Annotated in this window: 18 protein-coding genes, 1 tRNA gene and 1 riboswitch; of the genes, 14 read left to right on the top strand and 5 right to left on the bottom strand. The window is 68.0% G+C overall.

Annotated features, from left to right (window positions below):
• The first annotated feature begins 32 nt into the window (after positions 1-32).
• From ACNJ7K_RS03400 to ACNJ7K_RS03345, 12 genes are all read left to right on the top strand, one after another.
• Positions 33-497, top strand: a complete 465-nt coding sequence (locus ACNJ7K_RS03400) for a GyrI-like domain-containing protein (protein WP_120281723.1) — start codon at positions 33-35, stop codon at positions 495-497.
• Positions 494-919 (top strand): hypothetical protein, encoded by a 426-nt coding sequence (locus tag ACNJ7K_RS03395; RefSeq protein WP_487041190.1) that lies wholly within the window; start codon positions 494-496, stop codon positions 917-919. Before ACNJ7K_RS03400 ends, ACNJ7K_RS03395 begins: the two co-directional genes overlap by 4 nt.
• A gap of 71 nt (positions 920-990) precedes the next feature.
• Positions 991-1,743 carry a hypothetical protein gene (locus ACNJ7K_RS03390; protein ID WP_487041189.1) on the top strand — a complete coding sequence of 251 codons (753 nt, stop codon included), beginning with the start codon at positions 991-993 and terminating at the stop codon, positions 1,741-1,743.
• Positions 1,743-3,932: an Rv1355c family protein gene (locus ACNJ7K_RS03385; protein ID WP_487041188.1), complete on the top strand. Its 2,190-nt coding sequence runs from the start codon at positions 1,743-1,745 to the stop codon at positions 3,930-3,932. The genes ACNJ7K_RS03390 and ACNJ7K_RS03385 overlap by 1 nt, the downstream gene beginning before the upstream one ends.
• A gap of 13 nt (positions 3,933-3,945) precedes the next feature.
• A complete protein-coding gene (locus ACNJ7K_RS03380; protein WP_120284017.1) occupies positions 3,946-5,853 on the top strand; it encodes a putative bifunctional diguanylate cyclase/phosphodiesterase in 1,908 nt (635 codons plus the stop codon).
• Between the two features lie 92 nt (positions 5,854-5,945).
• The gene (locus ACNJ7K_RS03375; RefSeq protein WP_120281727.1) at positions 5,946-7,520 is read left to right on the top strand and encodes a sugar transferase; all 1,575 of its coding nucleotides are present in this window, start codon (positions 5,946-5,948) and stop codon (positions 7,518-7,520) included.
• Positions 7,521-7,697: 177 nt separating this feature from the next.
• Positions 7,698-8,420: a lytic transglycosylase domain-containing protein gene (locus ACNJ7K_RS03370; protein WP_120284019.1), complete on the top strand. Its 723-nt coding sequence runs from the start codon at positions 7,698-7,700 to the stop codon at positions 8,418-8,420.
• A 116-nt stretch (positions 8,421-8,536) separates the two neighbouring features.
• On the top strand, positions 8,537-9,823 hold the full coding sequence (eno, locus tag ACNJ7K_RS03365; protein ID WP_120281728.1) for a phosphopyruvate hydratase: 1,287 nt from the start codon (positions 8,537-8,539) through the stop codon (positions 9,821-9,823).
• 8 nt (positions 9,824-9,831) lie between these two features.
• Positions 9,832-10,539 (top strand): FtsB family cell division protein, encoded by a 708-nt coding sequence (locus ACNJ7K_RS03360; protein WP_487041187.1) that lies wholly within the window; start codon positions 9,832-9,834, stop codon positions 10,537-10,539.
• On the top strand, positions 10,536-11,063 hold the full coding sequence (locus ACNJ7K_RS03355) for a DUF501 domain-containing protein (RefSeq protein ID WP_268655289.1): 528 nt from the start codon (positions 10,536-10,538) through the stop codon (positions 11,061-11,063). The genes ACNJ7K_RS03360 and ACNJ7K_RS03355 overlap by 4 nt, the downstream gene beginning before the upstream one ends.
• Positions 11,060-12,004: a Ppx/GppA phosphatase family protein gene (locus ACNJ7K_RS03350; RefSeq protein WP_268655290.1), complete on the top strand. Its 945-nt coding sequence runs from the start codon at positions 11,060-11,062 to the stop codon at positions 12,002-12,004. Before ACNJ7K_RS03355 ends, ACNJ7K_RS03350 begins: the two co-directional genes overlap by 4 nt.
• Before the next feature lie 230 nt (positions 12,005-12,234).
• Positions 12,235-12,438 carry a cold-shock protein gene (locus ACNJ7K_RS03345; RefSeq protein WP_064852142.1) on the top strand — a complete coding sequence of 68 codons (204 nt, stop codon included), beginning with the start codon at positions 12,235-12,237 and terminating at the stop codon, positions 12,436-12,438.
• Positions 12,439-12,526: 88 nt separating this feature from the next.
• Here the strand turns inward: ACNJ7K_RS03345 and ACNJ7K_RS03340 are convergent, their stop codons facing one another.
• Positions 12,527-13,780: a lipase family protein gene (locus ACNJ7K_RS03340; RefSeq protein ID WP_487041186.1), complete on the bottom strand. Its 1,254-nt coding sequence runs from the start codon at positions 13,778-13,780 to the stop codon at positions 12,527-12,529.
• A gap of 147 nt (positions 13,781-13,927) precedes the next feature.
• Between ACNJ7K_RS03340 and ACNJ7K_RS03335 the strand changes: the two genes are divergently transcribed.
• Positions 13,928-14,434, top strand: a complete 507-nt coding sequence (locus ACNJ7K_RS03335; protein WP_088896584.1) for a GNAT family N-acetyltransferase — start codon at positions 13,928-13,930, stop codon at positions 14,432-14,434.
• Between the two features lie 19 nt (positions 14,435-14,453).
• Positions 14,454-14,527, top strand: a tRNA-Leu gene (locus tag ACNJ7K_RS03330).
• A gap of 114 nt (positions 14,528-14,641) precedes the next feature.
• Here the strand turns inward: ACNJ7K_RS03330 and ACNJ7K_RS03325 are convergent.
• The 4 genes from ACNJ7K_RS03325 to ACNJ7K_RS03310 form a co-directional block, all read right to left on the bottom strand.
• Positions 14,642-14,887 (bottom strand): hypothetical protein, encoded by a 246-nt coding sequence (locus ACNJ7K_RS03325; RefSeq protein ID WP_308257005.1) that lies wholly within the window; start codon positions 14,885-14,887, stop codon positions 14,642-14,644.
• Between the two features lie 94 nt (positions 14,888-14,981).
• Positions 14,982-15,752: an ABC transporter ATP-binding protein gene (locus ACNJ7K_RS03320; protein ID WP_487041185.1), complete on the bottom strand. Its 771-nt coding sequence runs from the start codon at positions 15,750-15,752 to the stop codon at positions 14,982-14,984.
• Positions 15,749-16,534: an ABC transporter permease gene (locus tag ACNJ7K_RS03315; protein ID WP_268655294.1), complete on the bottom strand. Its 786-nt coding sequence runs from the start codon at positions 16,532-16,534 to the stop codon at positions 15,749-15,751. Before ACNJ7K_RS03315 ends, ACNJ7K_RS03320 begins: the two co-directional genes overlap by 4 nt.
• On the bottom strand, positions 16,512-17,579 hold the full coding sequence (locus tag ACNJ7K_RS03310) for an ABC transporter substrate-binding protein (protein ID WP_419150179.1): 1,068 nt from the start codon (positions 17,577-17,579) through the stop codon (positions 16,512-16,514). The genes ACNJ7K_RS03315 and ACNJ7K_RS03310 overlap by 23 nt, the downstream gene beginning before the upstream one ends.
• Positions 17,562-17,658: riboswitch (TPP riboswitch) on the bottom strand. (Overlaps the previous gene by 18 nt.)
• Between the last annotated feature and the right edge of the window lie 231 nt (positions 17,659-17,889).

Below are 17,889 nucleotides of genomic sequence, written 5' to 3'. Positions count from 1 at the left end.
GGGAAGCTGGACGTGTTTGGAGGAACTGCCCGATGTCGTTTCAAATCGTGGAGCGCCACGAAACCCTCGTTGCCGGCATTCCGGTTCGTAGTCCCCGCCGAGCTCTCGGCCGACTCCGAGATCCGCACCTCGAAGAGGCATGGGCTGCTCTGCTGAAAGGGGAGACGTACGGTCCGTTCGCTGCCGCCTACACCGATCACGCGGAAGACATAGATTCGTACTACACGCAGACCGTGGGGTTCTGCTGCTCGTCGGTCGACGACGTCCCCGAGGGGTATGTCGTATCCCGTGTTCCGGCCGGCACCTACGCGAAGTTCTCCGCGGTGGGAAGCCGATTCACGGACGTCTTCGACGACCTGTGGCGCCAGATCTGGGACGCCGAAGCGGAGGGTGAGATCACCCGCGCCTTCACCGGTGATTTCGAGACCTACCCGCACGCCTTCGGAATCGAACTCTATGTCGCGATTGTCGACCCGAGGCAGGAGGCGGACCGATGACGTTCACGGTCGTGAAGGCGGAGTCCTGCCTCGTCGGCGGACTCGTGGTCCCGGGAGCGGAGCCGGGAGTTTTCGGAGAATCGGGCGATTTGACCGATTTCACATTGGAGCGGTTGCGGCTGAGGAAGATTCGCGATCTCGTGGCCGTGTTCACCTGCCATCCGCGAGTGGGATGGTCCGCGGTCTTCGGATACCGGCTGGACGATCCGGACGATCTGGAGACGGGCGACTCGATGATCCGGGTCGGCGAGCGGTACGCGGCGCGGTTCGTGCCCGACGGGCCGTCCCCCGACCTCTACAAGGATCTGTGGCGGCAGGTCGAGATGGCAGAGAAGGAAGGTGTGATCAACCGCGCCTACACCCAGGAGGTGGCGGTCATACCGGAGCGGGGCGAACCCGTGTTGTACATATCCGTGGTCTGAGCATGTCCCGGTTCGTCGAGCGCACAACCTCGTCGGGGGGCGCTCGGCGGGCCGCGGGAGGAAGGTCGTCCGTGGATCCCCAGCCGCTCTTTACGCGCCGCACGCTCGACTTCTGGGACGAGGACTCGGGATATCACTTCGTCGCCGCCACACCCCAGGGCGAACCGGAACTGTGGGCGCAGTTCCTGGACGGCGCCCGCGCCGCCTACCGACGTTTCGGTGCCGAGGGCGCCCTCGAATACGACTCGATCCGTGACGGAAGGTCCACCGCGTTGTTCTTCGCCGCCGTGACAACGGAGGGTGTCGTCCAGGGAGGTTCCCGTGCGCTGGGGCCGTACGGGAGCGGACGTCAGTCCCACGCCGTCCTGGAATGGACCGACCCCGACATCAGGGCGAGGATCGCGGGGATCCTCGACGCCTACGTCCCCCACGGTCTCATCGAGGTGAAGAGCACGTGGGTGGGCTCGGGCGCGGTGCGCCGATCCGCGCTCAGTGCGGGAGTGGCGCGCACGCTGACCTATTCGATGGAGCTGCTCGGCACGCGGTATCTCGTCGCCACCTCGGCGAGCACGGCGGTGGCCCGCTGGCAGGAGGCGGGAGCGGAGATCGTCGACGAGATCCCGCCCTGCCCCTATCCGGACGACCGCTACCGGACGTACCTGATCGTGTGGGACGTCGAACGGTGCAGGTCGGAACGACGGAGCCGGGAGCTCGAGAAACTCCTCGCATCCGATCGGGCGCCCGGTTTCCCGTATATGTCCTCCCTGCTTCCCCTACGCTCGCTGGAAAGCGGTGACCTGGAGGAATCGAATGGGGAGATGTGATGGCCTCGGAGGACATACCGTGCGCGGCGTTGCTGCTCGCCGAGGACCTCGAAGCGGACATGGCCGTTCTGGAGCAGCTGCGTCGCGACGGCGTGGACCTACGGGATCGACTGGACGACCAACGAGCAGGCCTCGCCGCTCTCGGTGACGACCTCCCTGACGAGGCCCCGCGCTGGGCCTACTATCCCTGGAACCGCATCGCGGTCAGGATCCTGGGCCCTGCCGGATTCGACCGACTCCGGCTCGACCGTAATCGCAACAAGATCACCGCCGACGAGCAGGCGCGCCTGCGTTCCGCGAAGGTGGGCGTCGTCGGACTGAGCGTCGGCCACGCCGTCGCCTACACCCTCGCCCTCGAGGGTGCCTGCGGCGCACTGCGTCTCGCCGATTTCGACACGCTCGAGTTGTCCAACATGAACCGATTGCCCGTATCGATCACGGACCTCGGGGTGAACAAGGCCGTGATCGCGGCGCGGCGTATCGCCGAACTCGACCCCTACCTGCCGGTCGAGGTATGGACCGAGGGCGTCACCCCCGAGACGGTGGGGGCGTTCTGCCGGGACCTCGACGTCGTGGTCGACGAGTGCGATTCGCTCGACGTGAAGCTGCTGATCCGGACGGAAGCGGCGCGGCAACGACTCCCCGTGGTGATGCACACCAGCGATCGAGGACTGCTCGACGTCGAACGATTCGACCTCGACGGCGACCTGCTGCCCTTCCACGGCCTGCTCGGCGACATCGACCCCGAGACACTGCAGACGCTGTCCACCCGCGACAAGGTCCCGTACGTGCTGCGTCTGCTCGACCCGGAGGAGATCTCCGCGCGCATGGCGGCCTCCATGCTCGAGGTCGGTGAATCCCTGGAGACCTGGCCGCAACTCGGAGCCGACGTCGGGCTCGGCGGCGTGACCGTGTCCGCCGCGGTGCGCGGGATCGTCCTCGATCGCCCCGTCGCATCAGGGCGGTGCCGGGTCGACCTCGACCCGCACCTCGACGCCCTCGACGTGCCCTCCGGGGCTTCCGATGTGCCGGACGAGGCCGACGAGCCGGCAGACACCGAACCGGAGGCGACGGTGCCGGAGACCCCGCCGGACGGAGTGCGGCAGGATCCAATGGAAGCCGTGATCGACGCCGCGATCCGGGCACCCTCCGGTGGCAACGCCCAGCCGTGGTCGATCGTCGTCGAACCGGACCGTCTGACGTTCGCGCTGGCACCCGAACCGGAACCCGTCCTGATGGACCTGCACCGGCGCGGGAGTCTCGTCGCGCTCGGCGCAGCCCTGCACAACGCGCGGGTGGCCGCGGCGAATCACAAGATCCTGGGGCCGGACACGGTGCTCGATCGTCCCGGCGAACCGGAGCCGGGTGTCCCGCTGGCCCACCTGGAGCTGGGAAGCGACACCGATCCGGATCTCGCGGCGTACCACGCAGGCATGCTCGCGCGCGCGACCAACCGGTCACCCGGTGATCCCCACACCGTCACGGACGACGAACTCGAGGCGATGCACGCGGCCGCCCGTCTCGTCGGCGGACGTATCGGGGTCGTCACCGAGAGCGCCGACATCGCCCGCCTCGCGGAGATCCTCGCGGAATCGGATCGCGTGCGGTATCTCGACAATCGGCTCCGCAGCGAGATGGTCGCCGAGCTGCGGTGGCCGGGCGACCCCGATCCCGACAGCGGAATCGAGGTGGACTCCCTCGGACTCGACACCGCGGAGGCGGCGATGCTCGACGTCGTCCTGCGCGACGACGCCCTCGACCGGCTCGCGGAGTGGGGACTCGGGAGGGGCCTCGGCAAGATGACCCGCGACCGCGTGCTCGGTAGTGCCGGACTCGTCGCGGTGTTCACCGAAGGCCGTTCGCCTGCCGACTACATCCGGGGCGGTGCGGCGGTCGAGAGCGTCTGGATCGCGGCGCAGGAGATCGGTCTGGCCGTCCAGCCCGTGTCGCCGGTCTTCCTGTACGCCGATACGCGAAGCGATCTCGAGCGTCTGAGCCCGAGGCATGTCGACGATCTCGACGCGCTCCGGCAGGATCTGCACGCCGTCCTGAACGTTCCCGAGAGTGAAGGCCTCGCCCTGCTGTTGCGCTTCGGTCGTGCCTCGGCTGCCACGATGCGCAGCCGGCGCCGGAACGACCGCGTGCGACATGTCGGCGATGTCGACGGACTCATCCCTGCTCCTGGCTGACGACGGAGGTGTCATGCCCGGTACGAGAAGAACACTCGAAAGCCTGGTGACGAGGATCGCCGCACGGCTGATGCCCGCGGACGCGGCCTCGCACGTGGAGGTAGTGCGTCTCGTACTCCGGGATCTCGTCGAGCAACTCGGCGTCGACACCTGCTTCCTGAGGTACAACGACCACGAGATCGGGGCGACGATCCTGGTCGCCGAGTGGCCGCCGCGGGAGAACGTGCCCGACCCCGATCCCATCGGTGTGGTCTATTTCCGCGATGCGGACCCCGTCTTCGCGGCCGTGGAGCATCTGAAGGAACCGCTGCTGGCGGGTGCCGGCGGGACGTCGTATCCGGCTGTCGAGTCCCCCGACTACACCGAACGGGTGTTCGCCGCATCGGGATGGTCGGAGGTCTCCATGGTGGCCGTGCCGCTCGTGTCCGGGCAGGTCACGACCGGCGTGCTGGGCTTCGTGAACGAAGGGGGGCGGCCGTGGACCGAGGACGAGGTCAACGCGTTGACGTTGATCGCGGTCCTGCTCGCACAGGTGCAGGCACGCGTCCGGGCGGAGGAAGATCTGCGTAGGGCTGCCTACGAGGACGCCCTCACCGGACTCGCGAGCCGACGCGCTCTGTTCGAATATCTCGACAAGCGGCTCGAACCGGGCGCGGAGGGCCCGGTCGGGTTGCTGTTCCTCGACCTCGATCGTCTCAAGGCGTTGAACGACTTCCTCGGGCACGACGCGGCCGACTCGTATCTCTGCCGGATCGCGGACCGTCTTGCGAAGGGCAGCAGGCGCGACGACCTCGTCGCGCGGCTCGGCGGCGACGAATTCGTCGTGGTGCTGGACGGTCCGTCCACGATGGAGGAGGCGATGGAACGGGCGGAGGTGTATCAGGACGCGGTGGGAGCGTCCGTTGCACTCGGCAACCGGACCGTCGGACGGGGCGTCAGCGTGGGTGTCGCGCTCGGAACGCCGGGGGAGCTGAGTTCGGCGAACCTGCTCAGTCGTGCCGATCAGGCGATGATGGTGGCCAAGCGGCATGGTGGCAACGGCGTGGGTGTGTTCACCGAGGACATGAACGAGAAGGGCAAGCGCCGCACCATCATCGAGATGAACCTCCGCTCCTCGATCGACGACGAGCACCTGACGCTGGAGTACCAGCCCGAGATCGACCTGCGGACCGGGACGATCCTCGGCGTCGAAGCGCTCGTGCGATGGAACCGTTCACCGCTGGGCGTGCTCCAGCCGGGAGAATTCGTCGAGGTCGCCGAGGCCACCAATCTCGCCGGTGAACTGGGGGAGTGGGTCGTCACGCGGGCCTGTGCGCAACTCGCGGAGTGGAAACGAGAGATTCCCGACCTGCGGATCATCATGAGTGTCAATGTTTCTCCCGTCCAGCTGGTGTCGATGGATTTCGACTCCACAGTGAGATCGGTGCTGCACCACCACGGCCTCGTGGGGTCGGAACTGTGCCTCGAGATCACCGAGAACGTGGTCGTGGGCGATCTTCAGCGCACGAAGGACACCCTCCGCCGGCTCGAGCGGCTGGGGGTGTGGGTCGCGATCGACGATTTCGGGACCGGGTACAGCTCGCTCGGGCATCTCAAGGCTCTTCCCGTCGACACGCTCAAGATCGACAAGGGTTTCGTGCAGAACCTCGAGCACAGCGAGGAAGATCGGGTCATCGTCGATTCCATCGTGGGTCTGGCCTCGTCGTTCGGCCTGCAGGTGGTCGCGGAGGGTGTCGAGACCGTCGGCGCCGTGAAGCAGTTACTGGATCTGGGTTGCGTACGAGCGCAGGGTTTTCTGCTGAGCAGGCCCACCACGCCCGACCGGCTCCGATGGATGCTCCAGGCCGGGAGTGTGCGGTTGCCGTGGAACACGGACACGTGGGCGGCGACGAAGAGTGTGAAGGGTCGGCTGCCTCACTGAAGATGCTAGAAGTCTGTTATTGCGTGAAAAACAATCTCAAGGTACGGTTTGGGAGTCGGGGTAACCGTGACTCCGGACTGGGGTGACCTTGAATGTACAAGCGTGAGAACGACTTCGCGACGGTTCTCGACACGGATTCCGACCGTGAAGCACCGACGACGAAGGCCGGGTCAGGACCGAACGGGGCACGGAAGATCGGCTCGACCATCGTGCTCCCCGTCGGCTCGCAGGTCGCGTCCGCTCCTCCACCGGTGCGCCGGCCGAGAACCGAACGGCGCTACAGAGCGGCGGTCATCGGCTTCGACCTGTTCGCGCTCGTGGTCGCCCACGTGGTCGTCACGGTCGGATACCACTCCTTCGACCAGATCGACTCCTGGCGCACCCCTGTCCTCATCGGGGCCGCGCTGACGGCGGCGATCGTCTCCCTCGGAATCCAGAAAGCCTGGGACGAAAGAATTCTCGGCACCGGTCCCGAGGAATACCGGAGGGTCGTCCGCGGATATGTCTTCGCCGTCGCCGCACTCGCCGTCGCCGGATACGGATGGGGTACCTCGGCAGGTCAGTCCTGGACATTCGGCTCGCTGCTGATCGCTCTCGTGCTCACCCTGCTGGGACGGACGGTGCTCCGCCGCCACCTCTCGAAGGCCCGCGCCGAGGGCCGATGTCTGCGCTCGGTGCTCGTGGCCGGAGACGTGGAGGAGGTGCACGAACTGGTCTCCCGGGCCGACTGCCTCCGGCGCGCCGGATGGCAGGTCGACGGCATCTGTCTCGCCGTCGACCGCGGCGCCGACTCCCTACCGGTGGCCATCGACGACATCCCCGTGCTCGGCACCGACGAGACCGTTCTGTCCGTCGCCGAGCAGCACAACTTCGAGGCCGTCGCGCTCCTGCCCTCCGGTCGATGGCCGCACGCACGGACGCGCAAACTCAGCTGGGACCTCGAGAAGATCGGTGCCGAACTCCTCATCGCCCCCGTGCTCATGGACGTCGTCGGCCCACGCCTGCACATCTCCCCGCTCGAGGGGCTACCCCTGTTGCAGATGAGTGCCCCCAGTTACAGCGGCCCGGCCTGGATCGTGAAGAACGTCTTCGACAGGGTCCTCGCGGTGCTGATCCTGATGGTGATCGCGCCGGCACTGCTCGCCGTCGCGATCGCGATCAAGGCCGGCAGCAGAGGGCCGATCCTCTTCCGTCAACAACGGGTGGGACGCGGCGGAACCCCGTTCACGATGTACAAGTTCCGCAGCATGGTCGTCGGCGCCGACGAGCACAAGGACGACATCGCCGATCACGACATCGGTGCCGGGGTGCTGTTCAAGGTCCGCGAGGACCCGCGGGTCACCAGGGTCGGCCGCTTCATCCGGCGGTACTCGCTCGACGAGCTGCCGCAACTGTTCAACGTGGTCAAGGGCGACATGTCGCTCGTCGGCCCGCGCCCACCGCTCGAATGCGAGGTCGCCCGGTACGGAGAGGACGGCGCGGCGCGGCGGCTGTTCGTCAAACCAGGTGTGACGGGACTGTGGCAGGTCAGCGGACGCAGCAATCTGTCCTGGGACGAGTCGGTACGGGCCGATCTGCGGTACGTCGAGAACTGGACCTTCATGCTCGACCTGTCGATCCTGCGCCGCACCATCCGGGCGGTTCTCAGCGGGGACGGCGCGTATTGAGGGACATCGCTGTCGAGACAACGGTGGAGTCCGACCCCTCGCGGATTCCACCCTCCGAGGCCGGCGCCGACGATCAGGCGGGATCGTCGGCGCCGGTGCGTCTACATGGGGTTTTCGTCCCGTATGGAATATGGAGGGGTGCCGTCCGATCGAGAACCCCGACGCTGGCTGTGGCCGGTGGTCCTGCTCAGTGCGCTCGTCGCCGTCGTCTTCGTGGCGGTCGAGTCCGCTCTGCACTCACCCCGGCGACCGTCCGTCGAGATCCCCGACGGCGTCCCGCCGGCACCCGGTCTGCCCGTTCCGCCCATCGACGTGAACGGTCCCGGCCGCACAGCAGCACAGCTCGCCGACTGGGCCGAATCACAGTCCCGCGAACTGGGCATCCCCACCACGGCCCTCGAGGCATACGGGCACGCGGCGGCCGTCCTGGCCGTCGGCACCCCCGACTGCGGCCTGTCGTGGACGACCCTCGCCGGCATCGGCAACGTGGAGAGCAGCCACGGACGGTTCGGCGGCGCGTCCGTCGGATCCGACGGCAGAGTCTCGCCGCCCATCCGGGGTGTCCCGCTCGACGGCACCCAGGGCAACGCCGAGATCCGCGACACCGACGGTGGCCGCCTCGACGGCGACCCGGTGCTCGACCGCGCGGTCGGGCCGATGCAGTTCATCCCCGAGACCTGGGACCGGTGGGGTGTCGACGCGAACGGCGACGGCATCGCCGACCCCGACAACATCGACGACGCGGCCCTGACCGCGGGTCGTTATCTGTGCGCCCGCGGGGGCGACCTGACCACCGCGGAGGGCTGGACGAACGCCCTGATGGCCTACAACCGGTCCACCGAATACCTGATGCTCGTCCGCGACCGCGCCGCCGCCTACGGCGTGGGAGTGCGCCCGTAGACGGCACCGCGCCGGGCCTCGAGCGCGCCTGTGCCTCACACGCAGGTCGCGACCGTTAGGCTGTCTCCAGCGTGCAGACACCGCAGCGTGACAGTCCATCGAAGGAGAATCAGCCAGTGGCCATCATTGAGCAGGTAGGAGCCCGCGAAATCCTCGACTCCCGTGGCAACCCCACGGTCGAGGTCGAGGTGCTGCTCGAGGACGGAAGTTTCGCCCGCGCTGCAGTGCCGTCGGGCGCCTCCACCGGCGAGCACGAGGCCGTCGAGCTGCGTGACGGCGGCGAGCGTTACCTCGGCAAGGGTGTCGAGAAGGCCGTCGAGGCCGTCCTCGCCGAGATCGGCCCGGCCATCATCGGCCTCGACGCCACCGAGCAGCGCACCGTCGACCAGGCCCTCCTCGACGCCGACGGCACCCCCGACAAGGGCCGCCTCGGCGCGAACGCCCTGCTCGGCGCGTCGCTCGCCGTCGCGAAGGCCGGTGCGGAGTCGTCCGGACTCGAGCTGTTCCGCTACGTCGGCGGCCCGAACGCCCACATCCTTCCCGTTCCGATGATGAACATCCTCAACGGTGGCGCCCACGCCGACACGGGCGTCGACGTCCAGGAGTTCATGGTCGCCCCGATCGGCGCCCCGACCTTCAAGGAATCCCTCCGCTGGGGTGCCGAGGTCTACCACTCCCTCAAGTCCGTGCTCAAGAGCAAGGGCCTGGCCACCGGCCTCGGCGACGAGGGCGGCTTCGCCCCCGACGTCGCAGGCACCAAGGCCGCGCTCGACCTGATCAGCGAGGCCATCGGTAAGACCGGCCTGAAGCTGGGCAGTGATGTCGCGCTCGCGCTGGACGTCGCGGCCACCGAGTTCTACACCGAGGGCACCGGCTACAAGTTCGAAGGCCAGAACCGCACGGCCGCCGAGATGGGCGCCTTCTACGCCGAGCTGCTCGGCCAGTACCCGCTGGTCTCCATCGAGGATCCGCTCAGCGAGGACGACTGGGAGGGCTGGGTCTCGCTCACCGAGGAGATCGGCGACAGGATCCAGCTCGTCGGCGACGACCTGTTCGTCACCAACCCCGAGCGCCTCGAGGACGGCATCGTCAAGGGCGCCGCGAACGCGCTGCTCGTGAAGGTCAACCAGATCGGCACCCTCACCGAGACCCTCGACGCCGTCGACCTCGCGCACCGCAACGGCTACAAGACGATGATGAGCCACCGCTCCGGCGAGACCGAGGACACCACCATCGCCGATCTCGCCGTCGCCGTCGGCAGCGGACAGATCAAGACCGGCGCGCCCGCCCGCTCCGAGCGTGTCGCGAAGTACAACCAGCTGCTGCGCATCGAGGAGTCCCTCGGTGACGTCGCTCGCTACGCCGGCGAGCTCGCCTTCCCGCGGTTCTCCGTCGAGGGCTGATCGCCGGCATGAATCAGCGCGGTAGATCCCGTCCCGGAGCGAGGCGCACCCGCACCGAGGGTGTGTCGGGCGTCCGGCGTCCGGGCCGGGCCCGGCCCACGGGATCTACCGCCCCGGCCGAACACTCGGCCGAGAACGCGGGTGCGCGGCCGGCCGGCCGCGAGGACCCCGTTCATTCGTCGCCCGGTCGCGGCCGGCCCGGTGGTTCGGGACGAGCCCGCCCCACCCGGGTCGGCGCGCCCCGCGACTCCGGCCGCCCCCGCACCGAACGCACCGTCCTGGGCCTGTCCACCGGCCGCGCAGTGGTGCTCGCCCTCGTCGTGTGCGGTCTCGCCCTCACCCTCGCGGTGCCGCTGCGCACCTACGTGAGCCAGCGTTCCGAAGCCGAGCAGCTCGCCGCCGAACGCGTGCAGCTCGAACAGGAGATCGCGGCCCTCGAAGAGCAGAAGGCCCGCATGGAGGACCCGGCCTGGGTCCGCGCCCAGGCCCGCGAGCGACTGCGGTTCGTCGTCCCCGGCGATATTCCCTACCAGGTGCAACTCCCTGGCGACGCCCCGCCCGAACGCGAGGAGCGCGAACCCGAGCGGCCGACGACCGGCGCCTGGTACAGCGACCTGTGGTTGTCGGTCTCAGAACCGGCACCCGAACCCGAGCCCGAACCCGTGCCGCAGCAGATGCCTGTGGCACCCCCAGAACCAGGAGATGTACCCGGGTGACCGATCACGTCACGCAAGAAGACCTCGACGCCGTCGCCGCCCAGCTCGGGCGCGAACCCCGCGGCGTCCTGGCCATCGCCTACCGTTGCCCCGACGGTGCGCCCGGAGTGGTGAAGACCGCGCCCAAGCTGCCCGACGGCACGCCCTTCCCGACGCTGTACTACCTCACCGACCCGCGCCTCACAGCCGAAGCGAGCCGGCAGGAATCGGCCGGGGTCATGAAGGAGATGACCGAGCGTCTCGGCACCGACGAGGAACTGGCTGCGGGCTACCGGCGCGCCCACGAGTCGTACCTGGCCGAACGCGACGCGATCGAGTCGCTCGGTACCGACTTCACCGGCGGCGGCATGCCCGAGCGCGTCAAGTGCCTGCACGTGCTGATTGCCCATTCGCTCGCGAAGGGACCGGGCGTCAACCCGCTCGGCGACGAATCCGTCGCACTCGCCGCCGACGCCGGTCTGCGTGGCACGGCGATCCCCGCCGACTGGCCCACCTACGCCGAGCTGCGTGGAGAAGAACAGTGAGGGTCGCGGGAATCGACTGCGGTACCAACTCCATCCGTCTTCTGATCGCCGACATCGCGGAGGACGGCACGCTCACCGACGTCACCCGCCTCATGAAGGTCGTGCGGCTCGGGCAGGGCGTCGACGCCACCGGTCGTCTCGCACCCGAGGCGATCGAACGCACGCGGGTCGCGCTGGTGGAGTATGCCGACCTGATCCGCGAGACCGGCGCCACCGCGGTCCGCATGGTCGCCACCTCGGCCACGCGCGACGCGAGCAACCGTGAGGACTTCTTCGCGATGACCCGTGAGGTGCTCGGTGCCGTGATTCCCGGCGCCGAGGCGGAGGTCATCACCGGCGACGAGGAGGCGCGTCTGTCCTTCGCCGGCGCTGTCGGCGAACTCGACTCCGCGCGTGGTCCTTTCGTCGTCGTCGATCTCGGTGGCGGATCCACCGAGGTAGTTCTCGGCGACGCCGACGGTGTGCACGCCGCCTACTCCACCGACATCGGCTGCGTCCGGCTGACCGAGCGGTGCCTGCACGACGACCCACCGACCGCCGAGCAGGTCGCTGCGGCACGGGAGGTCGCGGCGGGCAAGATCCGCGAAGCGCTCGAGCGGGTGCCGGTCGAGCAAGCCCACACCTGGGTGGGTGTCGCGGGCACCATGACCACCCTTGCGGCGCTCGCTCTCGAACTGGACGAGTACGACTCGGAGAAGATCCACCTGTCGTCGGTGCCGTTCGACCGTCTGCGCGAGGTGTGCGACGGTCTCGTCGCCGCGACCCGCGAGAAGCGCGCGGCGCTCGGCCCCATGCATCCCGGCCGCGTCGACGTCATCGGCGGTGGCTCGATCATCACCACCGTCCTCGCCGAGGAGCTGGGGAGTCGGGCGGGCATCACCGAGCTGGTCGTGAGCGAGCACGACATCCTCGACGGTATCGCTCTCTCCGTCGCCCGCTAGTTCTCCGATCCGTGTGGGTTCGACCCCGGTTTCCGGGGCTCGGTCCACACGAATCGGCGAATGTGTGGTTGACTGTGTCTCGGTCGAAGTTTTTGTTCGCGTCTTGTCCACGCTCGCAAATCCTTGTTGCGGGCGGTTGGTTCTCCTTTCGGAAGTCACCGCATGTGATGGCGGCCTCGCTCCACCGAACTCTCGGCGGAGCTCGAGTAACACGACAGAAGGAGACAGACATGGCAGAGGGAATCGTGAAGTGGTTCAACGCCGACAAGGGATTCGGCTTCATCGCCCCCGAGGACGGCAGCGCTGACGTGTTCGCGCACTACTCGGAGATCCAGTCGGGCGGCTACCGCAGCCTCGACGAGAACCAGCGCGTGAGCTTCGAGATCGGCCAGGGAGCCAAGGGCCCCCAGGCCACCGGTATCACCGTGATCTGATTCGATCTCCCGTCCCCGCAGGGGATATGAGACGACATCGGGCCCGCCTCGTCATTCGAGGCGGGCCCGATGCATATCCACAGATCGGTCAGAGTGCTCCGCAATCCGACGACGGCGCAACGCCTGCGAAGCGGCCGTCGAGGAAGTCCAGCGCACCCGGCAGGCCGATCACGGCGGCGGTGATGTGATCCGGGCTCGGCACGAGTTCGGTCCGCACCGGCACCCCGGTGTCGCAGTACCTGCGAAGGGTCGTGGAGATCGCATCGAGGGGGATCAGCACGTCGGTCGGTGAATGCCACTCGTACACCGGGGCATTCGGCACCGTCGGGACCTGCTCGACGCTGTTCTCCATCAGCACCTCCTGCACGGTGGGGCTGTCGAGCAGAGCGAGACCCACCGCGGCGTCGGCGACGTCGGCCATGCTGCGACCCGCACCGGCGAGCAGGATCTCGTTGGTGCACGCGTTGGCGATGCGGTCGCGCAGTTCCCGGCCTGCGCCGTTGAGCTGCTTGCTGACCGGCATTCGGTCCGGGTACTCACGTTCGAGGCCGAGGGCGGCAGCCATCGCCAGACCGAAGGCCGGATGGGCGGATTCGCCGAGCTCCCGGGCCATCTCGCCGATGTCCATCGGGACGCCACCGTAGGCGGAGCCGACGATCGGGATCTCGGGTGCGTAGGTCGGGGCGAGTGCTGCCGCCATCGCCGTCGCCATCCCGCCGCCGGAGTAGCCGGCGATGCCGACCGGGCTGTCGGCGAGTTCGAGCGGGGCGTAGCGTTGCGCGGCCCGGATGCCGTCGAGGGTGATCTGCCCGCCGACCTTCGCGGCACCGTAGGCGCTGTTCGGTCCCAGATGGTCGGGAACGGCCAGCGACCAGCCGCGCTGGATCGCGATGAGCAGGCCGGGGGACTCCCGGATTCCTCGCAGCGGGTTCGGCGCGTACAGGGCGGTGGACGGGGCGCACTCGAGCCCGAGCGCGTTGATGATCGCCTGGTACGAGACGAGCGGACGACCTGGCGCTCCACCCTGAGGGGACAGCACGGTCGTCACGGCGGAGATCGGTTCGCCGGCGGAGTTCGTCGACCGGAACTTCAGCTGGACGGCGTCGGTGCCGGGGAATCCGAGCGGCGGCGGAACGACGCGTGCGTCGAGGACGTCACCGGGCTGCCGTTCGGCGATGTCGTCGGGGGTGCTGTAGAAGGAGTCGTTCACGGACGCGGGGTAGACGATGCCCTCGGCCTGTGCGGAGGGTGCGGCCACCAGACTCGGCGTCGCTGCCAGGGCTACGACGGCCACCGCGGTGGCGAGTCGCCCGATCAGTGGTCGTGCGGTCGTGAAGCGCATCCATGATCCTTCTCTTCGAGCCCAGGTCCACCACCCGGCTGTCCGCTGTGTACTTGTCTCCCCGCAGGATGTCGGCCCGAAATCGAGGTGCGTTACAGCCCGGGCGAGGAGCACACTCGAAGTCGGATCCGAGGAGGTCGAGGAGCAATGAGGATCGAACCTTACACCGCCGAACGGCGAAGCGACATCCTCGATCTCTCGATCCGGGCGTGGCGTCCCGTCTTCGAGCTGTACCGACCCGCCGTCCCGGCCTTCGTCTTCGACTCCTTCTATCCGAACGGCTGGGAGGCGAGGCAGATCGACGACCTCGGCAGGGTCCTCGACGACGAACCCGAGTCGGTCCATCTGGCCGTCGACGGCGACGAGCTGCTCGGCTGGGTGTCGGTGCGCGTGCACCCGGAGGACAGCATGGGGGAGATCCACGTGCTCGCCGTCGACCCACGTCATCAGCGCAAAGGCGTCGCGTCGGCGTTGATGAACCACGCCGACGACCTCGTCCGCGCCGCCGGGATGACGATGATGATGGTCGAGACGGGCGGTGACCCCGGCCATGCCGGCGCGCGAGCCGTCTACGAGGGTGCCGGATACGAACGCTGGCCCGTCGCACGGTACTTCAAGAATCTCGCGCCCCGGCGCGGCGGTGGACAGGCGTGAACGCTAATGTGATCCCCACGCCCCTATAGCCCAATTGGCAGAGGCAGCGGACTTAAAATCCGCCAAGTGTGGGTTCGAGTCCCACTGGGGGCACAGGTCCGGGATCGCCCCGATGCATTCGCTACATCGCTTGCCATCCGCTACAGCAATTTGCCATAGCAGATGGCGATTCGTGTAGCGGATGGATGACCACAGCTCGGAGGTGCGCTACGCCTCCACAGGCATGGCGGTCTCGCCGACCTTGAACATCGCCTCGCGTTCGAGCGCATCGGCTTCCGAGTCCCCGCCGGCCCGCTCGAAGATCCTGCTGACCACCGGGCCGGGCAGAACCGCGGCGACGGTGATGTCGTATCCCGCCGCCTCGACCTCCGGCTTCAGGCACTCGGTCAGGCCGAACTGCTCGACGCCCGAACCACCGCCGGTGACAGCCAGGCTCCGCCTTGGCGGACACATCCGCTACCGTTCTCGCTATCCGCTACGGCAAATTGCTGTAGCGGACGACGAATTTGGTAGCGGATGCACCGCCGGTGAGCAGAGCGAGCGGCGACTATCTCGAGGTCATCCTCCGCTGATCCCCGTGACGTGACCGGTGCAGGAGGTCCACCAGGTTCTGCTCGAGCGCCACGAACTCGCTCGACGCGCACATCTCCAGGGTTCGAGGTCGGGGCAGGTGCACACGCACCTCGTGCTCCACCCGCGTCGGTCGCGGACCGAGGACGACGACCCGATCGGACAGCAACACAGCCTCGCGGACGTCGTGCGTCACCATCAGCACCGTCCACCGATGCTGCTGCCACACCTGCTGCAACCACAATTGCATCTCGGTGCGGGTCAGCGAATCGAGTGCGCCGAACGGCTCGTCGAGCAGGAGCACGTCGCGCCCCTGCAGCACCGTGCGTGCTAGCGACGCGCGTTGACGCATACCGCCCGACAGTTGGTGCGGGGCAGCGTCCTCGAAGCCGGCCAGGCCGAAGGTCGGCAGCAGGTCGCGGGCGCGGGCACGAGCGTCCGATCGCTGTACACCCTGCACCTCGAGCCCGAGTGTGCAGTTGTCGAGCACCGTCCGCCACGGGAACAGCAGGTCCTTCTGCGGCATCAGCGCGACCCGCCCGGGAGCTGCGGGGGAGTCGCCGACGAGAACCTCTCCGGTGTCGGGTTGTTCGAGCCCCGCGACGATCGAGAACAGCGTCGACTTGCCGCACCCGCTCGGCCCGATGAGGGACACGAACTCACCGGGTTCGACGGAACAGTCGACGCCGTCGATCACCGCCCGGTCGCCGTACGCCTTGTGGACCGAGGTCACCCTCACCGCACTCATTTCGCACCCTTCGTGAGTGCCCACGGCGCGACCACCCGTTCGACGACGTAGGTCAGCGCGTACAACGTGAGCGACAGAACGGCCGTCACCACCACGGCTGCGAGCACGAGATCGGTGCGGAACGAATTCTTCTGGGTACTCATGTAGATGCCCAGACCGGATGTCGCGCCGACGTATTCGGCGAACACCGCCCCCACTACGGCGTAGGTGATCCCGATCCGCAGGGCGGTGAAGAAGCGGGGAAGCGCGGACGGCAGGCGCACGTAACGGAACTGCTGCCACCGCGACGCGCCCATGCTGCGCAGCAACGCGCCCGCCTCGCGGTCGGCCGCCGCGAACCCTTCGAGCAGTCCGATCGCGACGGGGAAGAACGTCACGAGCGCGATGACGAGAATCTTCGGCAGTAGTCCGAATCCGAACCAGATGATCATCAAGGGTGCGAGCGCGATGATCGGCAGGGTCTGCGACACCACGAACAGCGGCACGAAGGCCCGTCGCAGCCACGGCGAGAAGTCCACGGCGATCGCGAGGGTCCACGCGAGGGCCAGCGACACGGCGAACCCGACGAGCGTGACCTGCAGAGTGGACCACGCGTGCCCGGCGATGTCGACGCGATGCGCCCATCCCTGCGTGAGAACGCGTGCGGGGGAGGGCAACACCTGCGGGCGGATACCGCTCACCACGACGTACGTCTGCCAGATCGCGACCAGCGCCCCGGCGACGAGCAGGGCAGGAAGGAGTCGACGTGCGCGGCCGGTGCTATCGGTCTTCGAGGTAGTCATCGGTAACATAGGTCGACCAGTCGGGCTCGGTCGTCAACGGGCTGCCGTCGGGTCCGGACAACAGGCCGTTCTCGTAGAGGAATCGGGCATAGCCCGACCATTTCCCGGCGTCGAGGACCCCGACGGCGCCGGAGGCGTCGCGCATGTACTCGGCGGCGAGCATGCGCTGGCTCTCGTAGACGAGTTCCTCATCGGGGAAGGCCCCGGGGTTCGCCTCGATCAGGGCCCGGGCCCCGCGATCGGGATCGTCGGCGGCGATCCGGTAACCCTGGTGCAGCGCCTGCACGAAAGCGCGGGCCTGCTCCGGGTTCTCCGTCATCCAGTCCTCGTTGCCGTCGACGACGATCGCGTACGCGTCGGGGAAGCCGTAGTCGGTGAAACCGAAGTACCGCATGGGCAGGCCGCGGTGCTCGGCCTCGAGGCCCTCCCATGCCAGGTACGACACGGTGAAGTCGGCAGTCGACGAGTAGACGGCCTCGTACGACGACGTCCCGAGCGTCACGTTCTCGAACTCACCGCGACCACCGTCGTTGCGGATCACTTCGGCGAGCATCTCGTCCTCACCGGGGTTCGCGAAGCCCGCGAAGGTCTTGCCGTCGAGATCCGCCGGCCGCGTGATCTCGGCGTTGTCGGCCCGCACGGCGATCCCCGTCGCCCAGTGCTGCAGCGGTGCGAGGACCGCGACGGTCCGGGAACCCGCAGCTCTGGCGATGGTCGATGTGGCGTGTGTGGAGATCCCGAACTCGGCGCTACCGGCGTCGACGAGGGTGTCGGGGGTCGCGTTGTTGTACGGCAGGATCTCGACGTCGAGACCCGCATCGGCGAACAGACCCTCCTGCTGCGCCACGTACAGGCCGGTGTGATTGGTGTTGGGCGTCCAGTCCAACGCGAATCGGATGGTGTCGCTCCCGGAATCGGACGAGCACCCGACGACCGCGGAGAGTGCGGCGACGAGGGTGAGCAGTCCGGCGAGAGTCCGCCGCGCCTTCACTGCGCGGGCAGGGGACGGATCGATGTGGGTACAGACATGGTCATGTCGGGACATCCCTTCGTCAGCATTACCTGATCAGGTTCGACGGGTGTGATCTCAGCCCCGCTCGTGCGGAGCACCCCGTGTCACGGGCGACCTTAGCACCATGCCCTCCAGGGACCACCGGGACGGGAGCAGAACGGAAGATGTGACCCGAAGTTACGCAAAAGCCCAGGTCAGGGTGTCACCCTCACATTTCACCCGTAACGGAAGGGTCGAAGGTCCCGACTCTTCGAGTGATGGTCCCTGTCACCTCCCCCAAACGGCAGGCCATCGGTCTGCGCACGCCTCCCCCTTGCGTGGACGATGAAGGGCCCGTCGGTGA

The sequence above is a fragment of the Rhodococcus shunpengi genome, from assembly GCF_048381395.1.
Classification (GTDB): Bacteria; Actinomycetota; Actinomycetes; order Mycobacteriales; family Mycobacteriaceae; genus Rhodococcus.
This window is presented reverse-complemented; position numbering and strand designations above follow the sequence as displayed.